The sequence below is a fragment of the Promicromonospora sp. NPDC019610 genome (assembly GCF_044389365.1).
GTDB lineage: Bacteria > Actinomycetota > Actinomycetes > Actinomycetales > Cellulomonadaceae > Promicromonospora.
This window is the reverse complement of record NZ_JBIRXX010000001.1, coordinates 1,341,220-1,358,870: the sequence shown is the minus strand read 5'-3', so window position 1 is coordinate 1,358,870 and position 17,651 is coordinate 1,341,220. Positions and strand designations below refer to the sequence as shown.

The following is a 17,651-nucleotide window of genomic DNA, read 5'->3' as shown; positions in this document are numbered from 1 at the left end:
ACTCGCGCCTAAGATGGCCGTGTGGCGAAGACGACTGGTGTGGAGATGCCCGCTGGAGCGGACGCCGAGCCGCGATGGCTGAACGGTGACGAACTGGCGGCATGGCTGGCCAACTCCGCGATCATGATCAGCCTGCCCGCCGCCCTGGACGCGCGGATGCAGCGCGAGTCCCAGATGACCTTCTTCGAGTACATGGTGCTGTCGGTCCTCTCGGAGGAGCCGGACCGGACCATGCAGATGAGCGCACTGGCCGTGCGCACCTCGGCGTCGTTGTCACGGTTGTCGCACGTCGTCGGACGACTGGAGAAACGAGGGCTGCTCGCCAGGTCCCGGATACCCGGTGCGGGGCGCCGCACCAACACCACCCTGACCGACGCCGGTTACGACGTCGTGGTCGCGGCCGCGCCCGGACATGTCGCGGCAGTCCGCGAATACCTGATCGACTCGATCGAACCGCGCGACCTGACGGCCTTGAAGCGCATCGGCGCGGCAGTGGACGCCGCGATCAATCACGGACGAACCGCCTCCGCACGTGCGACGACGGCCGACGCCGACGTTCGCGAGTCCTAGGCACACCCAGGCACTGGTCCGGGCCTTCCACCACGAACGGTTCCGCGACGAGTACGCCGCGCTCGTCGGGGACCTCGTCGTCACCCGCGCCCTACGGCAGGACGACGTCGCACTCGCGCGGCGCGCCGTCCAGACGTGCAGCACGGCCGACACCGGTCACGAGGCGCTCGCCACGAAGAGACCTGGCCCGGCGGCCCCGGCAAGCGCAGCGGCGCGATCGACGCCGTGCATCGCGGGGCCGCCGGATCGTGTCACAGAGCTCAGCAGTGCCCACCGATCGTGGCGGTGTGGTAAACACCGTTCCACTTGATCGAGCCGGCAGTCGAGATGCAGTTGTTCGGCGCGGACACCCGGACACCACCCGCGTAGTACGAGAAGTTTCCGTAGTCGCTGTCGAATCCGCTGGCTTCGTTGCACTCGCCGTCCCACACGGTCTCGGCGCAGCGGACGATGGAAACGTAGGTCTCGGCTGCGACGCCGTAGGAAGCACCCGTGTGGACGACCATCGCACAGTTGTTGCCCGTGCTGCTGTTGTAGTAGAGCTCAAGGCGGCCGATGCCCGAGTTCGCGCCGCTCGGCGACCTGAGTGGCTCGGAGTCGACGAGCGTGCTGGTACACGCCGAGTCGTCCGGTGGCGACACCTGGCAGCGCCCAAGCGGGCCCAGTTCCGCCGGCAGATCCGGTCAGCGTCTCAGCGTGCAAGGAGCGCGCGCAGGTGCCCCACGATCTCGTCGGGGGCCTGCTCGGCCATGAAGTGCCCGGCCGTCACCGTGCGGTGGTCGAGGTCGGCGGCCCAGGCGGACCACAGGCCGGCGGCGTCGTAGCCGAGCGCGGCGCCCCAGTCCTGCTGGAGCACGGTGACGGGCACGGCCAGCCGGCGTCCGGCGGCCCGGTCGGCCTCGTCGTGCTCGATGTCGATCCCGGCCGACGCCCGGTAGTCCGCCACGATCGAGGGGACCGCCTCGCGCGAGGCCCGCAGGTACTCCTCCCGGACCTCGAGCGGGATCGCCTCCTGGCTGGTGCCCCAGGCGTCGAGGAAGAAGCCGAAGAACTGGTCGGCCGCTCCCTCGATCATCCGCTCCGGGAGGCCGGGCGGCTGGGCCATCAGGTACAGGTGGAAGGCGACGGCCGCGTCGGCGCCGTGCAGCACGTCCCACATGTCGAGGGTCGGCAGCACGTCGAGGATCGCCAGGTGGGTGACGACGTCGGGGTGGTCGAGGCCCGCGCGAATCGCGACCAGGGCGCCGCGGTCGTGGCCCGCGAGCGCGAACCTCTCGTGCCCGAGCGCCCGGGCCAGCCCCACCACGTCCTGTGCCATGGTCCGCTTGGAGTAGGTGTCGCGGTCGTGCTCGGCCGGCTTGTCGCTGGCCCCGTAACCGCGCAGGTCGGGGACGATCACGGTGTGCTCGCGGGCGAGGTCCGCCGCGACGTGCCGCCACATGAGGTGCGTCTGCGGAAACCCGTGCAGCAGCACCACCGGGCTGCCGGCGCCGCCGACCGCTACGTTGAGGTGCACGTCGCCCACGGCGACGCGCTGGTACTCGAACTCAGGGATCTTCGTTGTCATGCCCCCAATCTCCGCCACGTGGATGAGCAGCCGATGAGTGACCGATCAGGAGGCCCCGCCGCGGCGCCGGCGCCGGTCCGGGTGGGCGTGCTCGGCCCGGTCACCGCCTGGGTCGACGACGCCGAGGCGGCGCTCGGCGGCCCGCGTCAGCGGGCGGTGCTCGCGCGCCTGGTGGCAGCCCGGGGCCGGGTGGTGACCGCCGGCCGGCTGGTCGAGGACCTCTGGGAAGAGCCGCCGCAGGGCGCGCTCGTGGCGCTGCGCACCTTCGTCGCGGCCCTGCGCCGGGCGATCGAGCCCGGGCGTGCGGCCCGCACCCCGGCGCGGGTGCTCGTCACCGACGGCCCGGGGTACGCGCTGCGCCAGGTCGACGTGGACGCCTGGGCGTTCGAGGCGGCGGTCTCCGGCGCGCGGGACCAGGCGCCCGCCGCGGCCCGCGCCGCGCTGGACCGGGCGCTGGGCACCTGGCGCGGCGCGCCGTACGCGGGCCTGGAGCAGCCCTGGGCCGTGGCCGAGCGAGGCCGCCTGGCCGAGCTCCGGCTGGTCGCGGTCGAGCGCGTCGCCGAGGCGCGCACCACCCTCGGCGAGGCGGCCGACGTCGTGCCCGGACTGGACGCCCACGTGACCGAGCACCCCTGGCGCGAGGAGGGCTGGCGGCTGCTCGCGCTGGCGCTGTACCGGTCGGGCCGGCAGGCCGACGCGCTGGAGGTGCTCCGCCGGGCGCGCACCATGCTGGCCGGGGAGCTCGGCGTGGACCCGGGGCCGCGGCTGGCCGAGCTGGAGGCGCAGGTGCTCCGGCACGACCCGGGCACGGGCGGCGCGCCCGGCGCCGACGACGTCTGGCGCGACACGACGTCCGCCTACGAGCGGGTGGTCGCCGCCGGGGCACGCACCCGGCTGGAGTCCACCACCACTCTGCTGCGCACGCTTGCGATGACCGGCGGCGAAGGGCTGACCGCCGCCCGCGCGCAGCGCGTGGCCGCCGTCGGCGCCGCGGAGCAGCTCGGCGACCCGGACCTCACCGCGCGCGTGATCGGCGCGTTCGACGTGCCGGGTGCCTGGACCCGGTCCGACGACGCCGGTCTGGCCGCCCAGGTGGTCGCCGCCGCCGAGCGGACGCTCGCCGCGCTGCCCGACGACGCGCCCGACGCCGTCCGGGCCAAGCTCCTGGCGACGGTGGCCGTCGAGTCACGGGGCCTGGCCGGGGCCCGCGGCCCGCAGGCGGCGTACGAGGCCGAGGCACTCGCCCGGCGGTCCGGCGACCCGGCTGTCCTGGCATTCGCACTGGCCGGGCGGTACCTGACCCGGTTCGAGCACCCGGGCCTGGCCCAGGAGCGCGATGCGATCGGCGCCGAGCTGGTGTCGCTCGCCGCCCGGCACGGGCTGGCGACGTTCGAGATCCTGGGGCACCTGGTGCGGGTGCAGGCCCTGTCCGCCCTCGGCCGGTGGTCCGACGCGCAGCGGCACGCGGACAGCGCCGGGGCGCTCGGGCTGCGGCACGAGCGACCCCTGGTGGGCGTGTTCACGGCCTGGTTCGGGGCGCTGCGGGCGGCGGCCTCGGGCGTGCCGGGCGAGGAGGGTCCGGCGGCGCGCGCCGAGGGCTCCGGTCCCCCTGCGCATGACCGCACGATCTCCGTCGCGGACGCCGAGCGCGGCTACCGGGTCGCCGCCGGGACGCTCGACGGCGCCGGCATGCCCGGCCTCACCGAGGGCCTGCTGCCGCTGGCGCTCCTCGCGCTGCGGGTCTGGCACGGGCTCCCGGCGAAGAACGCCGGGACTGCCCCGGACGGCGGCCCGATGCCCGACGACGGTTCCGCGCCGTCCGCCGACGAAGCCGGAGCTGCGCCGACCCTGCAGGACGCCGACTGGGGCCCCTACGAACCCTGGGCCCGCCCGCACCTGCTCCTGGCACGCGCGGCCGGAGACGCCACGGCGAACGCGAACGCGGCGGAGATCACCGCAGCGGCGAAGGCCGTCCGCCGCATCCCGGACCCGCCGCCGGGTCTCCTGGCCGAGGTCCTCTGGGTCCTCGCCGGCCGCGCCGCCGCCGCGGTGGGCGACCGCCGCATGGCCGAGCGCGCTCATGCGGCCCTGACCCCGGCTGCGGGCGAGATCGCGGCGGGCAGCGGCGTGCTGACGGCAGGCCCGGTCCAGGATCACCTGAATGCGCTGGAAGCGTTCCTCGCCGACTGACTGCCCACGTCGTCGCACTCCCGTTGCTGGTCCTGACAGGCGACCTCCGGTCCCTCGTCCCGTGTGATCGCTACCGCGCTCCGCTCGAGAGGGCATCGGCCAGGAGGGTGCCACCGGGCCCTTTCAGCCACTGGTCGAAGCGCAGCAGGAAGGGGAACGTCGCGCGCAAGGCCGCGAGATCGGTACGGCCCGCGAGCCTGCCGTCGTCGACGAGCGCCACCGATCTGGCGAGGACCTCGTCCTGCTCCAGCACCGCCTGCGGCATGCGCCTGTACGTGATCGGTCGCCCTACCGCTAGTGCCAGGTGTCGGGCGATGGCATCGCCGGTCAGGGCATCACCGGCGATCTCGATGGTGCGGTTCGCGAATCGTCCCGGCGCGTCGAAGACCGCTGCGACGACCCGGCCGATGTCGCGCACCGCGATCAGCTGCATGGCCTGATCGGGGCGCATCAGGAACGTCAGCACCCCCTTCTCGAGATCCGTCGCCGTCGTCAGAAGGAGCTCCATGAAGGTGGCCGGACGGACGATGGTGCTGGCGGTACCGAGACGCCGGACGCGGTCCTCGATACGGCTCTTCACGTCGAAGTGGCGCACGCCCGTCGGTGCCGGCCCGGCAGCGATCATCGAGCTGTAGACAAGGTGGTTCACACCACTGTGCTCGGCGGCTTCGGCCACGGCGGTGCCGTAGCGAATCTCGTCGTCATGGCTCAGTCCGGCTCCCACCTGACCCGAGCTCGGCTGGACGCTGAAGACGCCGTGGACGCCGGCGAACGCCGCACGCAGCGACCCTCGGTCTGCGAGGTCTCCGCGGACGATCTCGGCGCCGGCGGTAGCCAGCGAGCGGGCGCGAACGCCTGCCGGGTCGCGCACGACCGCGCGCACAGCCCAGCCCGACGCGAGCAGCGCCGCGCTGACCGAACCTCCTTGCTGTCCGGTGGCGCCCAGCACGGTGATGGTTCGCCCGCCACCGTCCTGTGGCACGGGGACCGCTGTGTGGATCGAGGATTCGCTCATGCCTCGGACCGTAACGGAGCACCCCGTCCGTCTGGCTAAAGTGAGAGCGGTGACAACCGAAGTGAGAGCACGGCTACGTTCGGATGCTCGCGACAACCGAGAACGCATCCTCGCCGTGGCTCGTGCCGCGTTCGCCGTCGGGGGCCTGGACGTGCCGCTCCGCGAGATCGCTCGGCGGGCCGAGGTCGGTGCAGCCACGGTCTACCGACACTTCGCGACCAAGGAGGCGCTGCTGGCCGAGGTCTTCGCCGATCAGATGGCATCGTGTGCCGAGATCGTCCGACGGGGCCTGGCGGCAGAAGATCCGTGGCACGGCCTGTCCGTCGTCGTCGAAGAGCTCATGGCGGTACACACGCTGGACAAAGGATTCGCCCGGGCCTTCAGCTCTCGGATGGCCGAGCCGGCGGAGTTTGCCGCCGAGCGCGATCGCACGCTCGCGTCGCTGCGCAAGCTGGTACAGCAGGCGAAGGCGGCTGGTTCGCTGCGTGAGGACTTCGTTCTCGAGGACATCAACCTCGCCCTGCTGGCCAACGAGGGAATCCGCGCGGAGACACCCGAGATGCGGTTGGCCGCGTCACGCCGGTTCGCGGCACTGATGCTGCAGTCGTTCCAAGCCCGTCCCGTGGCCGCACCGCTGCCTCCAGCGGTCCGGCTGCCACCGGCCCAGGCCTAAACCGGCGCAGGTCGACACGGAGGACGAGGAGGAGTCGTTCGACCTGTGCAGAGACCTGGGGCGAGACAAGGGAGTGGAACCTCGCCGCATGGCGCCCAGGGTGTCGTCATCCCTGGGCGCCGGTACCGGCTGGAACTCAGCCGACGCCGTAGACCTCGATCCGGTCCATGCTGACGACCGAGCCCGTCGACGCGGGGTTACGCTCCCCGGTCACCCGGACGCGCAGCGTGTGATCCCCGGGCGACAGCACCGGGCTGAGGTAGTTCAGCTGCTCTCCGACGCGGATGTCGCTGTAGAGGTCGACACGTTGTTCGGGACCGCCGTCGATCGAGATGGCGGCGATGCCGTTGCCGCGGTCCCGCACGCTCAGCAGTGCGATCTGAGTGCCGTTGAACCTGATGGTGGCGGTGGCGTTCGTGGCGCCGCTCCAGTGGTCGTCGCCCCAGAAGCACTGCACGCCACAGCCCGAGCCGGACTGCCAGGAGCCCGCGTACTGGACCTGCCACAGGCCGGTGCCGGTGTCGAAGTCATTGATCGCCCGGGTGGCCGCGCCGGGGTCGCCGGACGGCAGGGTCTGGGTCGCACCCGCGGCCAGGGGGCGGCCGAAGTTCGGGGTACCGTCCGCGTTCCAGGTGAAGCGCTGGACACGCGTCGTCCGGAAGGAGTAGGTGTTGGTGCTGGTGTTCTTGCCGTGGTAGGCGATCCAGTCCTCCGTGCCGTCGGGAGACCGGAAGAACGAGTGGTGCCCGGGCCCCCAGACACCGGTCGCGTCGTTACGGGAGAAGACCGGCCCGGCGTGCTGCACCCAGTTACCCGCCACCATCGGGTCGGCGCCGTTCGCGATGCTCTTCATCCACAGCTGGTAGTCCGGCTTGCCGGTGTCACAGGTGGAGTAGGTCAGGAACGTGCGGCCGTTGCGGTACAGCGGTGTCGGGCCCTCCCGGACCTCGGTGCAGCCGCCGTCCGCCGGGATCGCGACCCGGCCACCCGTCGTCGTCCAGGGGTTGGTCATCCGCGCGATGTAGAGCTGCGCCGGTCCGCCCATGCCCCGGCCCGGGCCTGTCCAGACGAAGTAGTCCTGGCCGTTGTGGGTGATGGGCTCGCCGTCGATCGCGTACTCGCCGAAGTCGGCGATCTTCGCCTTGAACGAGTACGGACCCATGGGGCTGTTCCCGGCCGACTCCAGCACGTACATCCGGTGGTTGCTGTCCACGCCGTCCGAGGCCGTGTAGTAGATGTACCAGCGATCACCGACATGCCGGAACGCCGGCGCCCACATCTGGGTGTTGCGGGTCGGGTCGGAGTCGCGCCAGACGACCTCCTCGGGAGCCGCCAGCAGAGTGGCGACGCTCGGCGAGCGCCAGATACTGATGCGGTCGCCTCGGGTCGTCGCGGCGTAGTAGGTGCCCTCGTGGAAGATCACTGACGGGTCGGCACTCGGGTTGACGGGATTGCGGAACGTGTTCACCACTGCTGCGGGTTGCACGGGGTCCTCCGGTGGCACGGCGGCACTGCTCGTGAGCGGGGTGGCTGCGATCAGCAGGGCGACCGCGAGAGCCATCCGACGGAAACGGGACATAGTGGGTCCTCTCGCCGTTGAGGTTCCCGAGTATTGCATCGGGGCAAAACTCTGTCCACGGCCGATTCTGCACCCTGACCTGGGCTCGTGGTCGCCCCGCGTTCCGCCTCAGGAAGAGGCTGTGTCCGGACGCGAGTACGTCAAGGCGAGGTAGGTGCGAGCGCCGATCGCGTGGACACCGGCACCGGGGTTCGACGCGGCGGTAGAGGTGGCCGACGGGGGCGCGGCCAGTGCTTCCGGCGTCTCGACGGCGGCCCGGGCGGGGCCGGTGGGCAGCTCCGGGGCTTGGGCGTCGGTCATGTCACCGGCCACCTCGTCGGTCGCTGTCGTGTCTGAGATCGCGTCGTCGTCGTTCGGCGGGAACCTGGACCTGGAGCGGCCCTTCAGCCGCCGTGCGAGCGCGGGAAGTCTTTCAGGGCCGTAAGAACTCCCGGTGCCCCGATACGGCCCGGTTACGCTGCCGCGCATGGAGACGAAGGCACGGATCATGGTCGTGGAGGACGACGCAACCGTTCTCGCGGTCGTGTCCGACTACCTGCGCGGGCAGGGCTATCGGGTCGCCGAGCACCGCGACGGTACCGCGGCACGACGAGCCCTCTCCATCACGCTCCCTGACGTGCTGATCCTCGATCGGATGCTGCCCGGCGTCAGTGGTGACGTCCTGTGCCGCGAAGTGCGGCAGTCGGCGCCCCGCACGTCGATCATCATGCTCACCGCGCTCGACACGGTCGAGGACCGGATCGACGGGCTCGAGAGCGGCGCGGACGACTACATCAGCAAGCCTTTCGCGCTGCGCGAGCTCCAGCTCCGGATCGACGCCGTGATGCGCCGCAGCCGGCGCACGCACGTCTCGACCGGCCCGTTCGCCCTGGGGCCGTTCAGGGTGCATCCCGCTCACCGCAGGATCTGGCTGCGCGAGAACGAGATGACCCTGACAAACCGAGAGTACGAGTTGTTCCTGTTCCTGCTGCAGAATCCCGACCGCGTCCTGACCCGCGACGACATCCTGCGCGAGGTGTGGGGATGGAACTTCGGAGAGACGACCACCGTGACCGTTCACGTGCGCCGGCTGCGCGAAAAGATCGAACCCGAACCCCGTTTCCCCCGCTACCTGCTCACCGAATGGGGCCAGGGATATCGCTTCACGGTGGACGACGCATCATGATGCTCACCGCGGCCGACCTCCTGCTGCTCCTGGCCATCACCCTGGGCTGCACAGCCGTGATCACACTCGCGGCACTCCTGATCCTGCGCTTGTGCCCGCCACGATCCATCACCTTCCAGTTCACCGTCGTCGTCGTGACCGCCATCACCTCCATCTTCTGCTCGACGGTCGCCGTCTCGGCCCTGATGTACCTCTCGGGGCACGACTTGCTCGTGCTCATGTGGGTCGTCGGAAGCTCCGCGGTACTGACCCTGGCGGCCACCCTGCTCACCGCCCGAGCCGCGAGCAGGGCGCTCATGAGCCTGCGCAGCACGGTGGAGCGCATCGGCGAGGGCGTCGTCGTGGACGCCCAGGCACACAGCGCCAGCGAGTTCACGGACCTTGCCACGCAGCTTGCCGACACGTCTGCGCGTCTCGCCTCCGCCCGCGCGGAGATCGAGCAGCTGGACGCCTCCCGGCGCCAGCTCTTCGCGTGGATCTCGCACGACCTGCGTACCCCGCTCACAGGCGTCGGCGCTCTTGCGGAAGCGCTCGACGACGGCGGCGTCGAAGACCCGGCTGACTACGTCCGGCGCATCCGCATGCAGGTCGGGACCATGAACCGGCTGGTCGACGACTTGTTCGAGCTGTCCCAGATCCACGGTGGGAACCTCCGGCTCCGGCCGGAGGACATCGAGCTCCTGGACGTCGTGTCGGACGCCGTGGTCGACGTCCAGCCGCTCGCCACCGCGAAGGGCATCCGCGTCGTCCACGCCGGCATCGACGGGCGAACACTCCGAGCGGATCCCCACAAGCTCACCAGGGTCGTGGTGAACCTGCTCTCCAACAGCATCCGCCATGCCCCACGCGGTACGGAGATCCTCATCTCTGCCGCGGACCGCGGCGGGCATCTCGTGCTGTCGATCCTGGACCAGGGAGACGGCGTCGACACCGAGGACCTCACCCGGATGTTCGACGTCGGCTGGCGCGCCGATCCCGCCCGGACACCAGAGGCGCAACCCGCCGGATCGCCGGGCGCGGGGCTCGGACTGGCCATCGTCCGCGGCATCGTGCGAGCCCATGGCGGCGACGTCCATGCCGAGCACGCCGCTCAGGGATTTCGGCTCAATGTGGCCCTTCCCGTCACCCCGGGCACCACCGTGCAGTGACAACTCCAGCGAATATCGCCTCACTTCACCCAACTCGAGGAGCACCATGCACTACGTCTTCGTACCCGGCGCCTGGCACGGCGGCTGGGCCTGGCATCCCGTGGCGCAACGCGTCACCGCTGCCGGCCACGGCGCGGTCGCGCTGACCATGCCCGGGCTGGCGGCTGGTGACGATCCCCGGGGTCTGCGCCTCGCGGACGCCGTCGAACACGTGGTCAGAGAGGTGGAACGTCGCGACCTGTCCGATGTGGTGCTGGTGGGCCACAGCTGGGGCGGCATCCCGATCGCCGGCGCAGCGCCTCGACTGGGCGGACGGCTGCGCGCCGTGGCCATGGTCAGTGCCTTCGTACCGCGCCCCGGCGAGTCGATGGCGGACGCGATGGGCCCGGACGTCGGCGCGTTCGTCCGCGCCACGATCTCGGCATCCACCGACGGGACGATCGGCGTGGATCTCGCCGCGGTCCGCGAGTCCCTCATGCCGGGTGAGCCGGAGACTCTCCAGCGTCTCGTGCACGGCCTGCTGCTGCCGCAGCCCGGCGGGTACATGCTCGATGCGCTGGACGAGGTGGAACTCACGAGCCTCGGTGTGCCTCTGAGCTACCTTCTGGCCGAGCGGGACCAGGCCCTCGCCGCACCTGGGGCGCAGCTCGCAGCGCGGATCGACGCCGAGCCGCTGATGGTGCCGGGCACGCACGAAGCGATCCTCACGCACCCGGACGACGTCGCCAAGGCATTGCGCAACGCCACCGGCGGCTGACCGCGCCGTGGCGACGCCGCCTCGCGCCCGGCTCCCACGGCAGCATGCTGCGGCCATCGTCCGTCAGCGTACGGCCGCGCGGATCCCGTCGACGGCGAAGTACGCCCCCAAGCCGCCCAGGAACGTGCCCGCCACCCGGTCGACCACGCCCACGCTGCGCGCGTAGACCCGCTGCGGCCCCGGCGTCGACAGGACCGTCGCCACGATCAGGTACCACGCCGACTCCACCAGCGTGACACCGAGCGGCACCGCCACCAGCGTGGCCACGGACGCATCGTGCGGCAACGCGGTGGCGAAGATGCTCCCGTAGACCACGATGGTCTTCGGGTTGCTCAGGTGCGTGAGCATCGCCGACAGGAACGCCCGCCGTGACCCCACGCGCATCTCCCCCGCCTCGACCGGCGCCCCGGTCCGTCGCGCGAGCCACATCCGCACCCCGAGGTAGACCAGGTAGATCCCGCCGGCCACCTTGAGCACCGTGAACAGCCACCCGGCGTAGACCAGCGCCACGCCCAGGCCGGTCACCGCGATCACAGAAAAGACCAGGCTGGCCGCCCCGATCCCCACCGCCGCCAGACGACCCTCACCCGGGCCTGCCGCCAACGCGGTGCGTGCCACCACGATGAAGCTCGGACCAGGACTGATCGCGCCCAGCGCGATCACACCCACGATCGTGAACAGTGCGACACCGTCCAACACAGTCTGCTCCTTCGGTCCCTGACAGCTGACAGCCCGGACCCTAACCCGACAAGCGCACGAGCGAACCGCGCTATTTCAGACCCGTAAGAACTCCACACCGAGGGGCAGGAACCGTGCCGTTCTCGCCGGTGCGCGAGCCGGAGCGTTCGACCTCGTAGCCACCGGGGCTCGGCCTGGGCAGCTTGTCGATCCATCGGCGGCTCGGCCCATCCAACCCTGACCGGGCACTACGTGGACGACGGCACCCGGCCAGGTGTCGGTGCTGTTCGGGATCAGGGCGCTACCTTGAAGTGGCTTGTGACGGCGATCCGGTTCCAGCCGTTGAACTCGATGGCAAGCCAGGTCACCGCCGCGATCTGCTCCGGGGTGAGAACCCCCTCGACATCCGTGAGCGGATCCGGGGACGTGTGCTGGTGCTCGATCCGGGTGACCTGTTCGGCAAGCGTCAGTGCGGCGCGTTCCTGCTCGCTGAAGTACTGCGACTCCCACCAGGCAGGCAGCACCGCGAGACGGTCCGCCGTCTCGCCGGCGGCGATGGCAGCCTGAGTGTGATCGCGCAGGCAGAACGCACAACCGTTGAGCTGCGACACCCGGATCTTGACCAGCTCGCAGAGGATGGTCGAGAGGCCGGCGGACCGCGCAGCCGCCGTCGTCTCCTTGCTGAGTGCCACGTATGCCTCGTACGGGCCGGGATGGCGCTTGACGATGTTGACGTTCGGGAACATGTGCGCTTCCGTTCTTGGATGACCGATGGCCGAGGGGGCTGAGCTGCGCGACCTCGACCATGCTGATGACGTCCGTACGCTAGACACGGCAGGGGCCAGGCACGGGAAGTCCTACAGCACCGTAAGAACTCCCGGCACCCGGGGTCCGCTCCCGGCGGGCGGGACCAGGGTGTCAGCCGACCACCCGGTCAGGCACTCCCATCACTCGGGTCAGCACGGAGTCGAGAACCTATCCGACGCCGAGCAGGACCGGCAGGACGACCGCGACCATGACGGTGAGTGCCCAGACGGCGGGCGCGGCACTGAGCAGCTGCTCACGCCGGGCCGCCACGCGGCGGGCCTCCAGCTCGCTGCGGGTCATCCACCACGGATCGATTCCGGCCTCGAGTCGCTGGTACACCCCGCCGAGCGCGGCGCCGTAGGCGAGGTGCCCGACGAGCGAGGGGAACTCTGCCGCCAGCGTCGCGGCGTCCCAGACGACCGGTGCGCCGGTCAGGGCGGGCAGCAGCGTGAGGTCGCCGAGCACCCACCAGAGGAAGCCGTACGATACGCCCCATCCCACGCCGGACAGGAGATCGAAGCTCTGCCGTCGGAACAGCGCGGCGTAGGACACCCCGATCACGGCGGAGACCACCAGGTGGACGACCAGGCCCGTGCGCGCGTCCTGCGCCCCGACCATGCCCGCCACATGGGGCAGCGCGCCGACGAGGACCATCACCACCGTGAACAGCAGGCCGCCGACCAGCCCGGCGAGCATGCCGAACGCCAGCGCGCGCGGCCCGCGCGCACCCGGCGGCCGGGTGTCGATCTTGCGTACGTCGTCGAGGAACAGGGATCGGGCCCACACGCGCAACCAGGTGCTCCCGACCGCCGTGCCCACCCCGAGCAGCAGGTACGCGGGCAGCTGACCCGCCGCGGCTACGGCGTCGGGACGGGACCAGGCGAGGTCCACGTCGCGGACCAGCGGTGCCAGCGTCAGGTCCACCACCACCCAGGCCATGAACCCGTACAGGGAGCCGCGGGCCAGTGCCGGGCCGGTGGGCTCCGACGCGCCCGGGAAGACGAGCGGGTAGCAGGCGCCGACGGCGAGGCCGGTCAGCAACCAGGCGGGCAGGTCCCCCGGGGCGTCCGGGGCCCAGGCCAGCACGGCGGCGGACACGATGCCCGCGAGGGCGCCGCGCAGGACGGCACTGGCGCCCGGCACCCGCCACGTCGCACGCAGCTCCCGCTGGTGCAGCACGAGGACCACCGCCGTCGTCGCCCCGTAGAAGAGGTGCCCGATCAGACTGGGAAGCAAGTCACCCGCCTCCGCGGCGCTCCAGTCCACCGGCCGGCCCCGGAACAGGGGCAGCAGGGTCTGGGGCCCGAGGAACCACCAGAGCGTGCCGTACGCCAGACCCCAGAGCAGCACGTCCCGCACCCGCAGCCGGAGCCGGACCACCAGCAGGCCGAACGCGGCACCGATGAGCACGGCGAACACCATGTGCACTGCGAACCCCGCCACGGCGGAGCCGGTGCGCACGATCGACGCGACCGTCGGCAGCATCCCGTAGACCGCCATGGACGCGCCGAAGACCAGGCCGCCGACGCCGCCCGCGACACCGCCCACGACGGCACCTCGCCGGCGCGAGACCAGGCCCGGGGCTGTCTGCTCGACGGCGTTCATCGCGGGCTCCCCACTGCGTCCGCGTCGGGGACCGGCGTCCGCCCGGACGCCGTGACGACGATGTCGCGAGGGAACACCAGGTCCAGCAGCCAGTCGAACAGCACGCGGACCCGCTTCTCGACGCCCGGCAGCTTCGCGAGGTAGACGCCACGCCACAGCAGCCAGGCGGCCAGCCCGGAGAACCGGATGCCCCGCACCTCCCCCGCCGCCGTGCGGTGCCCGAGCGCCACCAGCACCCCGAGGGTGCGGAACCGGAAGGCACCGGGTTCCCGGCCCTCGATGGTCGCGACGATGTTCGCGGCCACGGCACCGCCCTGCCGGATGGCGTGCTGGGCGGTGGGCGGGCAGTGGTCACCGTCCCGGGCCGGGTCGGGTATCCGGGCGCAGTCGCCGACCGCCCAGACCCCGTCGGCACCGGTCACCCGCAGCTGCGGGTCCGTGCCCAGCGGTCCCCCGGCGTCCTGCAGTCCGGCCGCGAGCGGTCCGGGACGGTTTCCCGCCGTCCACACGAATGTCGTCGTCGGCAGCCGTTCGCCGTCGGTGAGCCGCACGCCGTCGGCGGTCGCCTCGGCCACCCGCGCGCCGGGACGGAGCTCGATCCCCCGGGCCTGCAGCCGTTTCCCGGCGTAGACGCCGAGCGCGGACGTCAGCTCCGGCAGGATGTGCTCGCCGGGGTGCACGAGCACGAACCGAGGCTCCTGCTCCCTGATCGCCGGGTAGTACTGAATTACTCCGTACACCAGGTCGTACAGCTCGGCGATCGTCTCGGTGCCGGCGAACCCCGCGCCCGCGACGACGAACGTGAGGATCTTCCGCCGCTCGTCCGGGTCACTTTCCTGCTCGGCACGTTCCAGCAGGCCGATCACGTGGTCCCGCAGACGGGTCGCGTCGGAGAGGTTCTTGAGCGTCCATGCGTACCGCTCGACCCCGGGCAGGCCGAAGGTGTGGGGCACCGACCCGACGGCCAGCACGAGATGGTCGTACGGGACGGCTTCCTCCTGACCGGCCAGTCGCACGGTGCGCCCGGCCAGGTCCACCTGCTCCACCCGGCCGTGCCGGAACCGGGTGTGGGGCACGGACGCCCGCACGGGCGCGCTGATGTGCCGCGGCTCCAGCGCTCCGGAGGCGACCTCGGCGAGCATCGGGGTGAACAGCAGGTAGTTGGAGTCGCTGACGAGGGTCACGTCGACCGGTGCGCCGCGCAGGGCGAACCGCTCGAACGCGCGCGCCGCGCTGACCCCGCCGAACCCGCCGCCGACGATCACGACGCGCGTCGGCCGACCGCGCGGTTCCCCGGCCTCGGACCGGGCATGTCGCGCACGCACCACGAGCAGCACCGCCAGGACGGCGCCGGTGAGCCCACCGTGCAGCAGGTCACCGACGAGCTGGGGATACGCCGCCACCGCGGACCCGGCCGACCAGGTCGGCGTCCGGCCCGCCAGCAACGGGACGAGCGTGAGCGAGCGGACGAGCCACCCGAGACAGCCCAGGAGCACCCCGCCGCAGACGGTGGCCACCACCGGCAGGCCGCGCCGGGCACTCCCCACCGCCACGCCGAGCGCAACGCCGACGGCGGCGCCGTGGACCACGTGACCGAGCCACCCGGCCGGGACCACGGCGAACATGTCCTGGGACGCCGACAACGCCCCCACGACGAGGGCGCCGACCAGGCCCGACAGGGCACCGATCAGCGCCCGTTCCCCGGCCACGCGCCGCGGCGGCCGTGCTCTTCCGTACATCGCAGTACCCCCAGCTCGTCCGTTCCCGCCCGGAGCGGCGGGTCCTCGGCGCCGCCGGACCATCGCGTCCGGCCGGCGCCGAGGCGTCACGTGATCCGTCAGCCCGCCGTGCGGGCCCTCGCCGTGGCCGCCATCCCTCAGGTGGCCAGGACCAGCGAGGTCGCCTACCGGGCCGGCTCGACCGGGTGGTTCCCGCGGACCAGGTCCGCGGGGTCGTACAGGGCCTTGACCCGGCGGAGGCGATCGAGCGTGGGCTCGTCCGCGAACGGGGCGCCGCCAGGACGTTCGGTGAGGTTCAGGTACGACGTCGCCGCTCCCCAGGGCCGCAGGGCGTCGCGCAGCCGGTCCAGGGCGACGTGCGCCGCCTTGGCGCTCAGCTCGTCGGGGGTGAGTGCGACCGAGAAGACCGCGTACCCGGCGTCGAGGCCGGTCACGGCGCCGCCCTTGGCCGGGTCCGGTGCGAGGGCCCCTCCGAGGTGCCGGATCTCGGTCCCGAGCATGTGAAAGTCCTCGCCCGGTCCTGCGACGGACAGGAAGGCGTCCAGGCCGTCGGCGGGCAGGTCTGTCAGGAGGAACCCGTCGCCGGCTGCGGGCACCGGCACCAGCGGGTCCATGTGGATCGCGGCGAGCGCCACCGGGCTCGACGGGCGCACGGAGTCCATCACGGGCCCGAGCTCGCGCAGCGGGGCGAGCAGCTCGTCGGTCTCCTGTTGTCCCAGGAGCGAGACCAGCTCGACCACGACGAACGACTGACCCTGCACCTCCTCCGGGATGTCCGGCACCGGTGGGAACCGCAGGATCCGTCCGACCGAGGTGACTGCGTCCGGCACGGTGGCGATCCATTCCCGCCAGGCGTGCAGTACCTCGGCAGCGCGCTCCAGCGGGAAGAACAGGGTGCCGCCGTGCAGGTCGGGTGTCCGCACGAGGGCGATCTCGAGCGCGGTCACGACGGCGAAGCTGCCGCCGCCGCCCCGGATCGCCCAGAACAGCTCGGGATCACTCGTGGCGTCGATGTGCCGCGCCACGCCGTCGGCTGTCACGACGTCGGCCGAGACCACGTGGTTGGCGGCGAGCCCGTACCGGCGTCCGAGCCACGACAACCCGCCACCCAGGGTGTAGCCGACGACGCCGACGGTCGGTGAGGTGCCCGCCAGACCGGCCCACCCGTGGCGAGCGACGGCGGCCGTCACGTCGCCCCAGACCACGCCCGCCTCGACGCGAACGGTGCCGGCGTCGGGGTTCACGGTGATCCCGGTCAGGCCGGACGTCCGCAGGAGCACGGTGCCGTCCAGAGCCCCGAGCGGCCCGGCGTTGTGGCCGGTCGACTGGGCCGCGACCCGCAGACCGGCCGCCCGTGCGGCGTTCACCGTCGCGACCACGTCGCCCGGGGAGGCGGCGAGCACGACGGCGTCGGGCCGCTGGTCGACCGCCAGCTGAAAGGCCCGGCGTGCCTTGTCCCAGCCCGGCTCCCCGGGGAGGACAAGGCTGCCGACGAGCGCAGCCCGCAGGCCTGCGGCGTCGAGGGGATTCGTGGACATCAAGGACTCCTGTTGGTTCACCGCGCGTCCCGCGCGGAAGGGGTGAGGTCGGCCGAGGTGGTGTCGCTCGGCGCGGGATCGGTCGGTGCGCCGTTCCAGGCCGCGGTCCAGGCCGTGACGTCGGCGGGAAGCTCGGGACGCTCCTGGGGCACGTATCCCCGTTCCTGGGCCAGCAGTGACACGATGCTGCCCGGGACGATGCGGTCGCCCGTGCGGGTGCTGACGAACCGGCGGGCCACCACGCCACGGGTGCACAGCTCCCCGCCGCGGGTGATCAGGTGCTCGGTGTAGAAGAGGCGCTCGTCCCACCCGATCACGCGCGAGGTGATCTCGATCCGGTCCCACAGCCTCAGGGGCCGGCGGTAGCGCACCGTGGACGCCGCGACGAACCCGACCCACGAGCGCTTGGCCGCGAGGCGCGTGCCACCCATCTCCGCGATCTGCTGGGCGGCCGCGACGTCGATCAGCTGCAGGTAGCTGCCGTTGTTCACCACCATCATCACGTCCAGGTCCTGCGGCAGCACCCGCATCCGGGTGACCACCGGGTCCAGCAGCCGGCGTCCGGGCACCGGTCTGGTCCGCACCAGCGTGCGCCAGGCGAACTGCACCATCCGTGTCAT

General features: G+C 72.0%; 17 protein-coding genes. 6 read left to right on the top strand and 11 right to left on the bottom strand.

Annotated features, from left to right (window positions below; genetic code table 11):
• Nucleotides 1–21 precede the first annotated feature (21 nt).
• Complete coding sequence (locus ACH45N_RS05985) at nt 22–570, top strand: MarR family winged helix-turn-helix transcriptional regulator (protein WP_397392080.1); 549 nt, start codon at nt 22–24, stop codon at nt 568–570.
• 260 nt (nt 571–830) lie between these two features.
• Here the strand turns inward: ACH45N_RS05985 and ACH45N_RS05980 are convergent, their stop codons facing one another.
• On the bottom strand, nt 831–1,211 hold the full coding sequence (locus tag ACH45N_RS05980; protein ID WP_397392078.1) for a hypothetical protein: 381 nt from the start codon (nt 1,209–1,211) through the stop codon (nt 831–833).
• A gap of 50 nt (nt 1,212–1,261) precedes the next feature.
• Nucleotides 1,262–2,137 carry an alpha/beta fold hydrolase gene (locus ACH45N_RS05975; RefSeq protein ID WP_397392076.1) on the bottom strand — a complete coding sequence of 292 codons (876 nt, stop codon included), beginning with the start codon at nt 2,135–2,137 and terminating at the stop codon, nt 1,262–1,264.
• A 33-nt stretch (nt 2,138–2,170) separates the two neighbouring features.
• Between ACH45N_RS05975 and ACH45N_RS05970 the strand changes: the two genes are divergently transcribed.
• On the top strand, nt 2,171–4,327 hold the full coding sequence (locus ACH45N_RS05970; RefSeq protein ID WP_397392074.1) for a BTAD domain-containing putative transcriptional regulator: 2,157 nt from the start codon (nt 2,171–2,173) through the stop codon (nt 4,325–4,327).
• A gap of 70 nt (nt 4,328–4,397) precedes the next feature.
• Here ACH45N_RS05970 and ACH45N_RS05965 read toward each other — a convergent pair whose 3' ends face one another.
• The gene (locus ACH45N_RS05965; RefSeq protein WP_397392072.1) at nt 4,398–5,342 is read right to left on the bottom strand and encodes an NmrA/HSCARG family protein; all 945 of its coding nucleotides are present in this window, start codon (nt 5,340–5,342) and stop codon (nt 4,398–4,400) included.
• 49 nt (nt 5,343–5,391) lie between these two features.
• Between ACH45N_RS05965 and ACH45N_RS05960 the strand changes: the two genes are divergently transcribed.
• The gene (locus tag ACH45N_RS05960; protein WP_397392070.1) at nt 5,392–6,015 is read left to right on the top strand and encodes a TetR/AcrR family transcriptional regulator; all 624 of its coding nucleotides are present in this window, start codon (nt 5,392–5,394) and stop codon (nt 6,013–6,015) included.
• Nucleotides 6,016–6,151: 136 nt separating this feature from the next.
• On the opposite strand, the gene ACH45N_RS05955 is transcribed toward ACH45N_RS05960, so the two are convergent.
• Nucleotides 6,152–7,594, bottom strand: a complete 1,443-nt coding sequence (locus ACH45N_RS05955; protein WP_397392068.1) for a glycoside hydrolase family 43 protein — start codon at nt 7,592–7,594, stop codon at nt 6,152–6,154.
• 108 nt (nt 7,595–7,702) lie between these two features.
• On the bottom strand, nt 7,703–7,894 hold the full coding sequence (locus tag ACH45N_RS05950) for a hypothetical protein (RefSeq protein ID WP_397392066.1): 192 nt from the start codon (nt 7,892–7,894) through the stop codon (nt 7,703–7,705).
• A gap of 166 nt (nt 7,895–8,060) precedes the next feature.
• Here ACH45N_RS05950 and ACH45N_RS05945 point away from each other — a divergent pair, with 166 nt between their 5' ends.
• The 3 genes from ACH45N_RS05945 to ACH45N_RS05935 are packed head-to-tail and all read left to right on the top strand — an operon-like array spanning nt 8,061 to nt 10,664.
• Complete coding sequence (locus ACH45N_RS05945) at nt 8,061–8,759, top strand: response regulator transcription factor (RefSeq protein WP_397392064.1); 699 nt, start codon at nt 8,061–8,063, stop codon at nt 8,757–8,759.
• Complete coding sequence (locus ACH45N_RS05940) at nt 8,756–9,907, top strand: sensor histidine kinase (protein WP_397392062.1); 1,152 nt, start codon at nt 8,756–8,758, stop codon at nt 9,905–9,907. Before ACH45N_RS05945 ends, ACH45N_RS05940 begins: the two co-directional genes overlap by 4 nt.
• A gap of 46 nt (nt 9,908–9,953) precedes the next feature.
• Nucleotides 9,954–10,664: an alpha/beta fold hydrolase gene (locus ACH45N_RS05935; RefSeq protein ID WP_397392060.1), complete on the top strand. Its 711-nt coding sequence runs from the start codon at nt 9,954–9,956 to the stop codon at nt 10,662–10,664.
• Nucleotides 10,665–10,727: 63 nt separating this feature from the next.
• On the opposite strand, the gene ACH45N_RS05930 is transcribed toward ACH45N_RS05935, so the two are convergent.
• The 6 genes from ACH45N_RS05930 to ACH45N_RS05905 all read right to left on the bottom strand — a co-directional run bounded on the left by ACH45N_RS05930 (nt 10,728) and on the right by ACH45N_RS05905 (nt 17,651).
• A complete protein-coding gene (locus tag ACH45N_RS05930) occupies nt 10,728–11,363 on the bottom strand; it encodes a LysE family translocator (RefSeq protein ID WP_397392058.1) in 636 nt (211 codons plus the stop codon).
• 272 nt (nt 11,364–11,635) lie between these two features.
• Nucleotides 11,636–12,088 carry a carboxymuconolactone decarboxylase family protein gene (locus ACH45N_RS05925; protein ID WP_397392056.1) on the bottom strand — a complete coding sequence of 151 codons (453 nt, stop codon included), beginning with the start codon at nt 12,086–12,088 and terminating at the stop codon, nt 11,636–11,638.
• Nucleotides 12,089–12,317: 229 nt separating this feature from the next.
• Nucleotides 12,318–13,754 carry a hypothetical protein gene (locus ACH45N_RS05920; RefSeq protein ID WP_397392054.1) on the bottom strand — a complete coding sequence of 479 codons (1,437 nt, stop codon included), beginning with the start codon at nt 13,752–13,754 and terminating at the stop codon, nt 12,318–12,320.
• Entirely contained in the window at nt 13,751–15,493 is a 1,743-nt protein-coding gene (locus ACH45N_RS05915; protein ID WP_397392052.1) for an NAD(P)/FAD-dependent oxidoreductase, read from the bottom strand. The genes ACH45N_RS05920 and ACH45N_RS05915 overlap by 4 nt, the downstream gene beginning before the upstream one ends.
• Nucleotides 15,494–15,657: 164 nt before the next feature.
• Complete coding sequence (locus ACH45N_RS05910) at nt 15,658–17,031, bottom strand: FAD-binding oxidoreductase (protein ID WP_397392050.1); 1,374 nt, start codon at nt 17,029–17,031, stop codon at nt 15,658–15,660.
• Between the two features lie 17 nt (nt 17,032–17,048).
• Nucleotides 17,049–17,651 (bottom strand): acyl-CoA thioesterase, encoded by a 603-nt coding sequence (locus ACH45N_RS05905; protein WP_397392048.1) that lies wholly within the window; start codon nt 17,649–17,651, stop codon nt 17,049–17,051.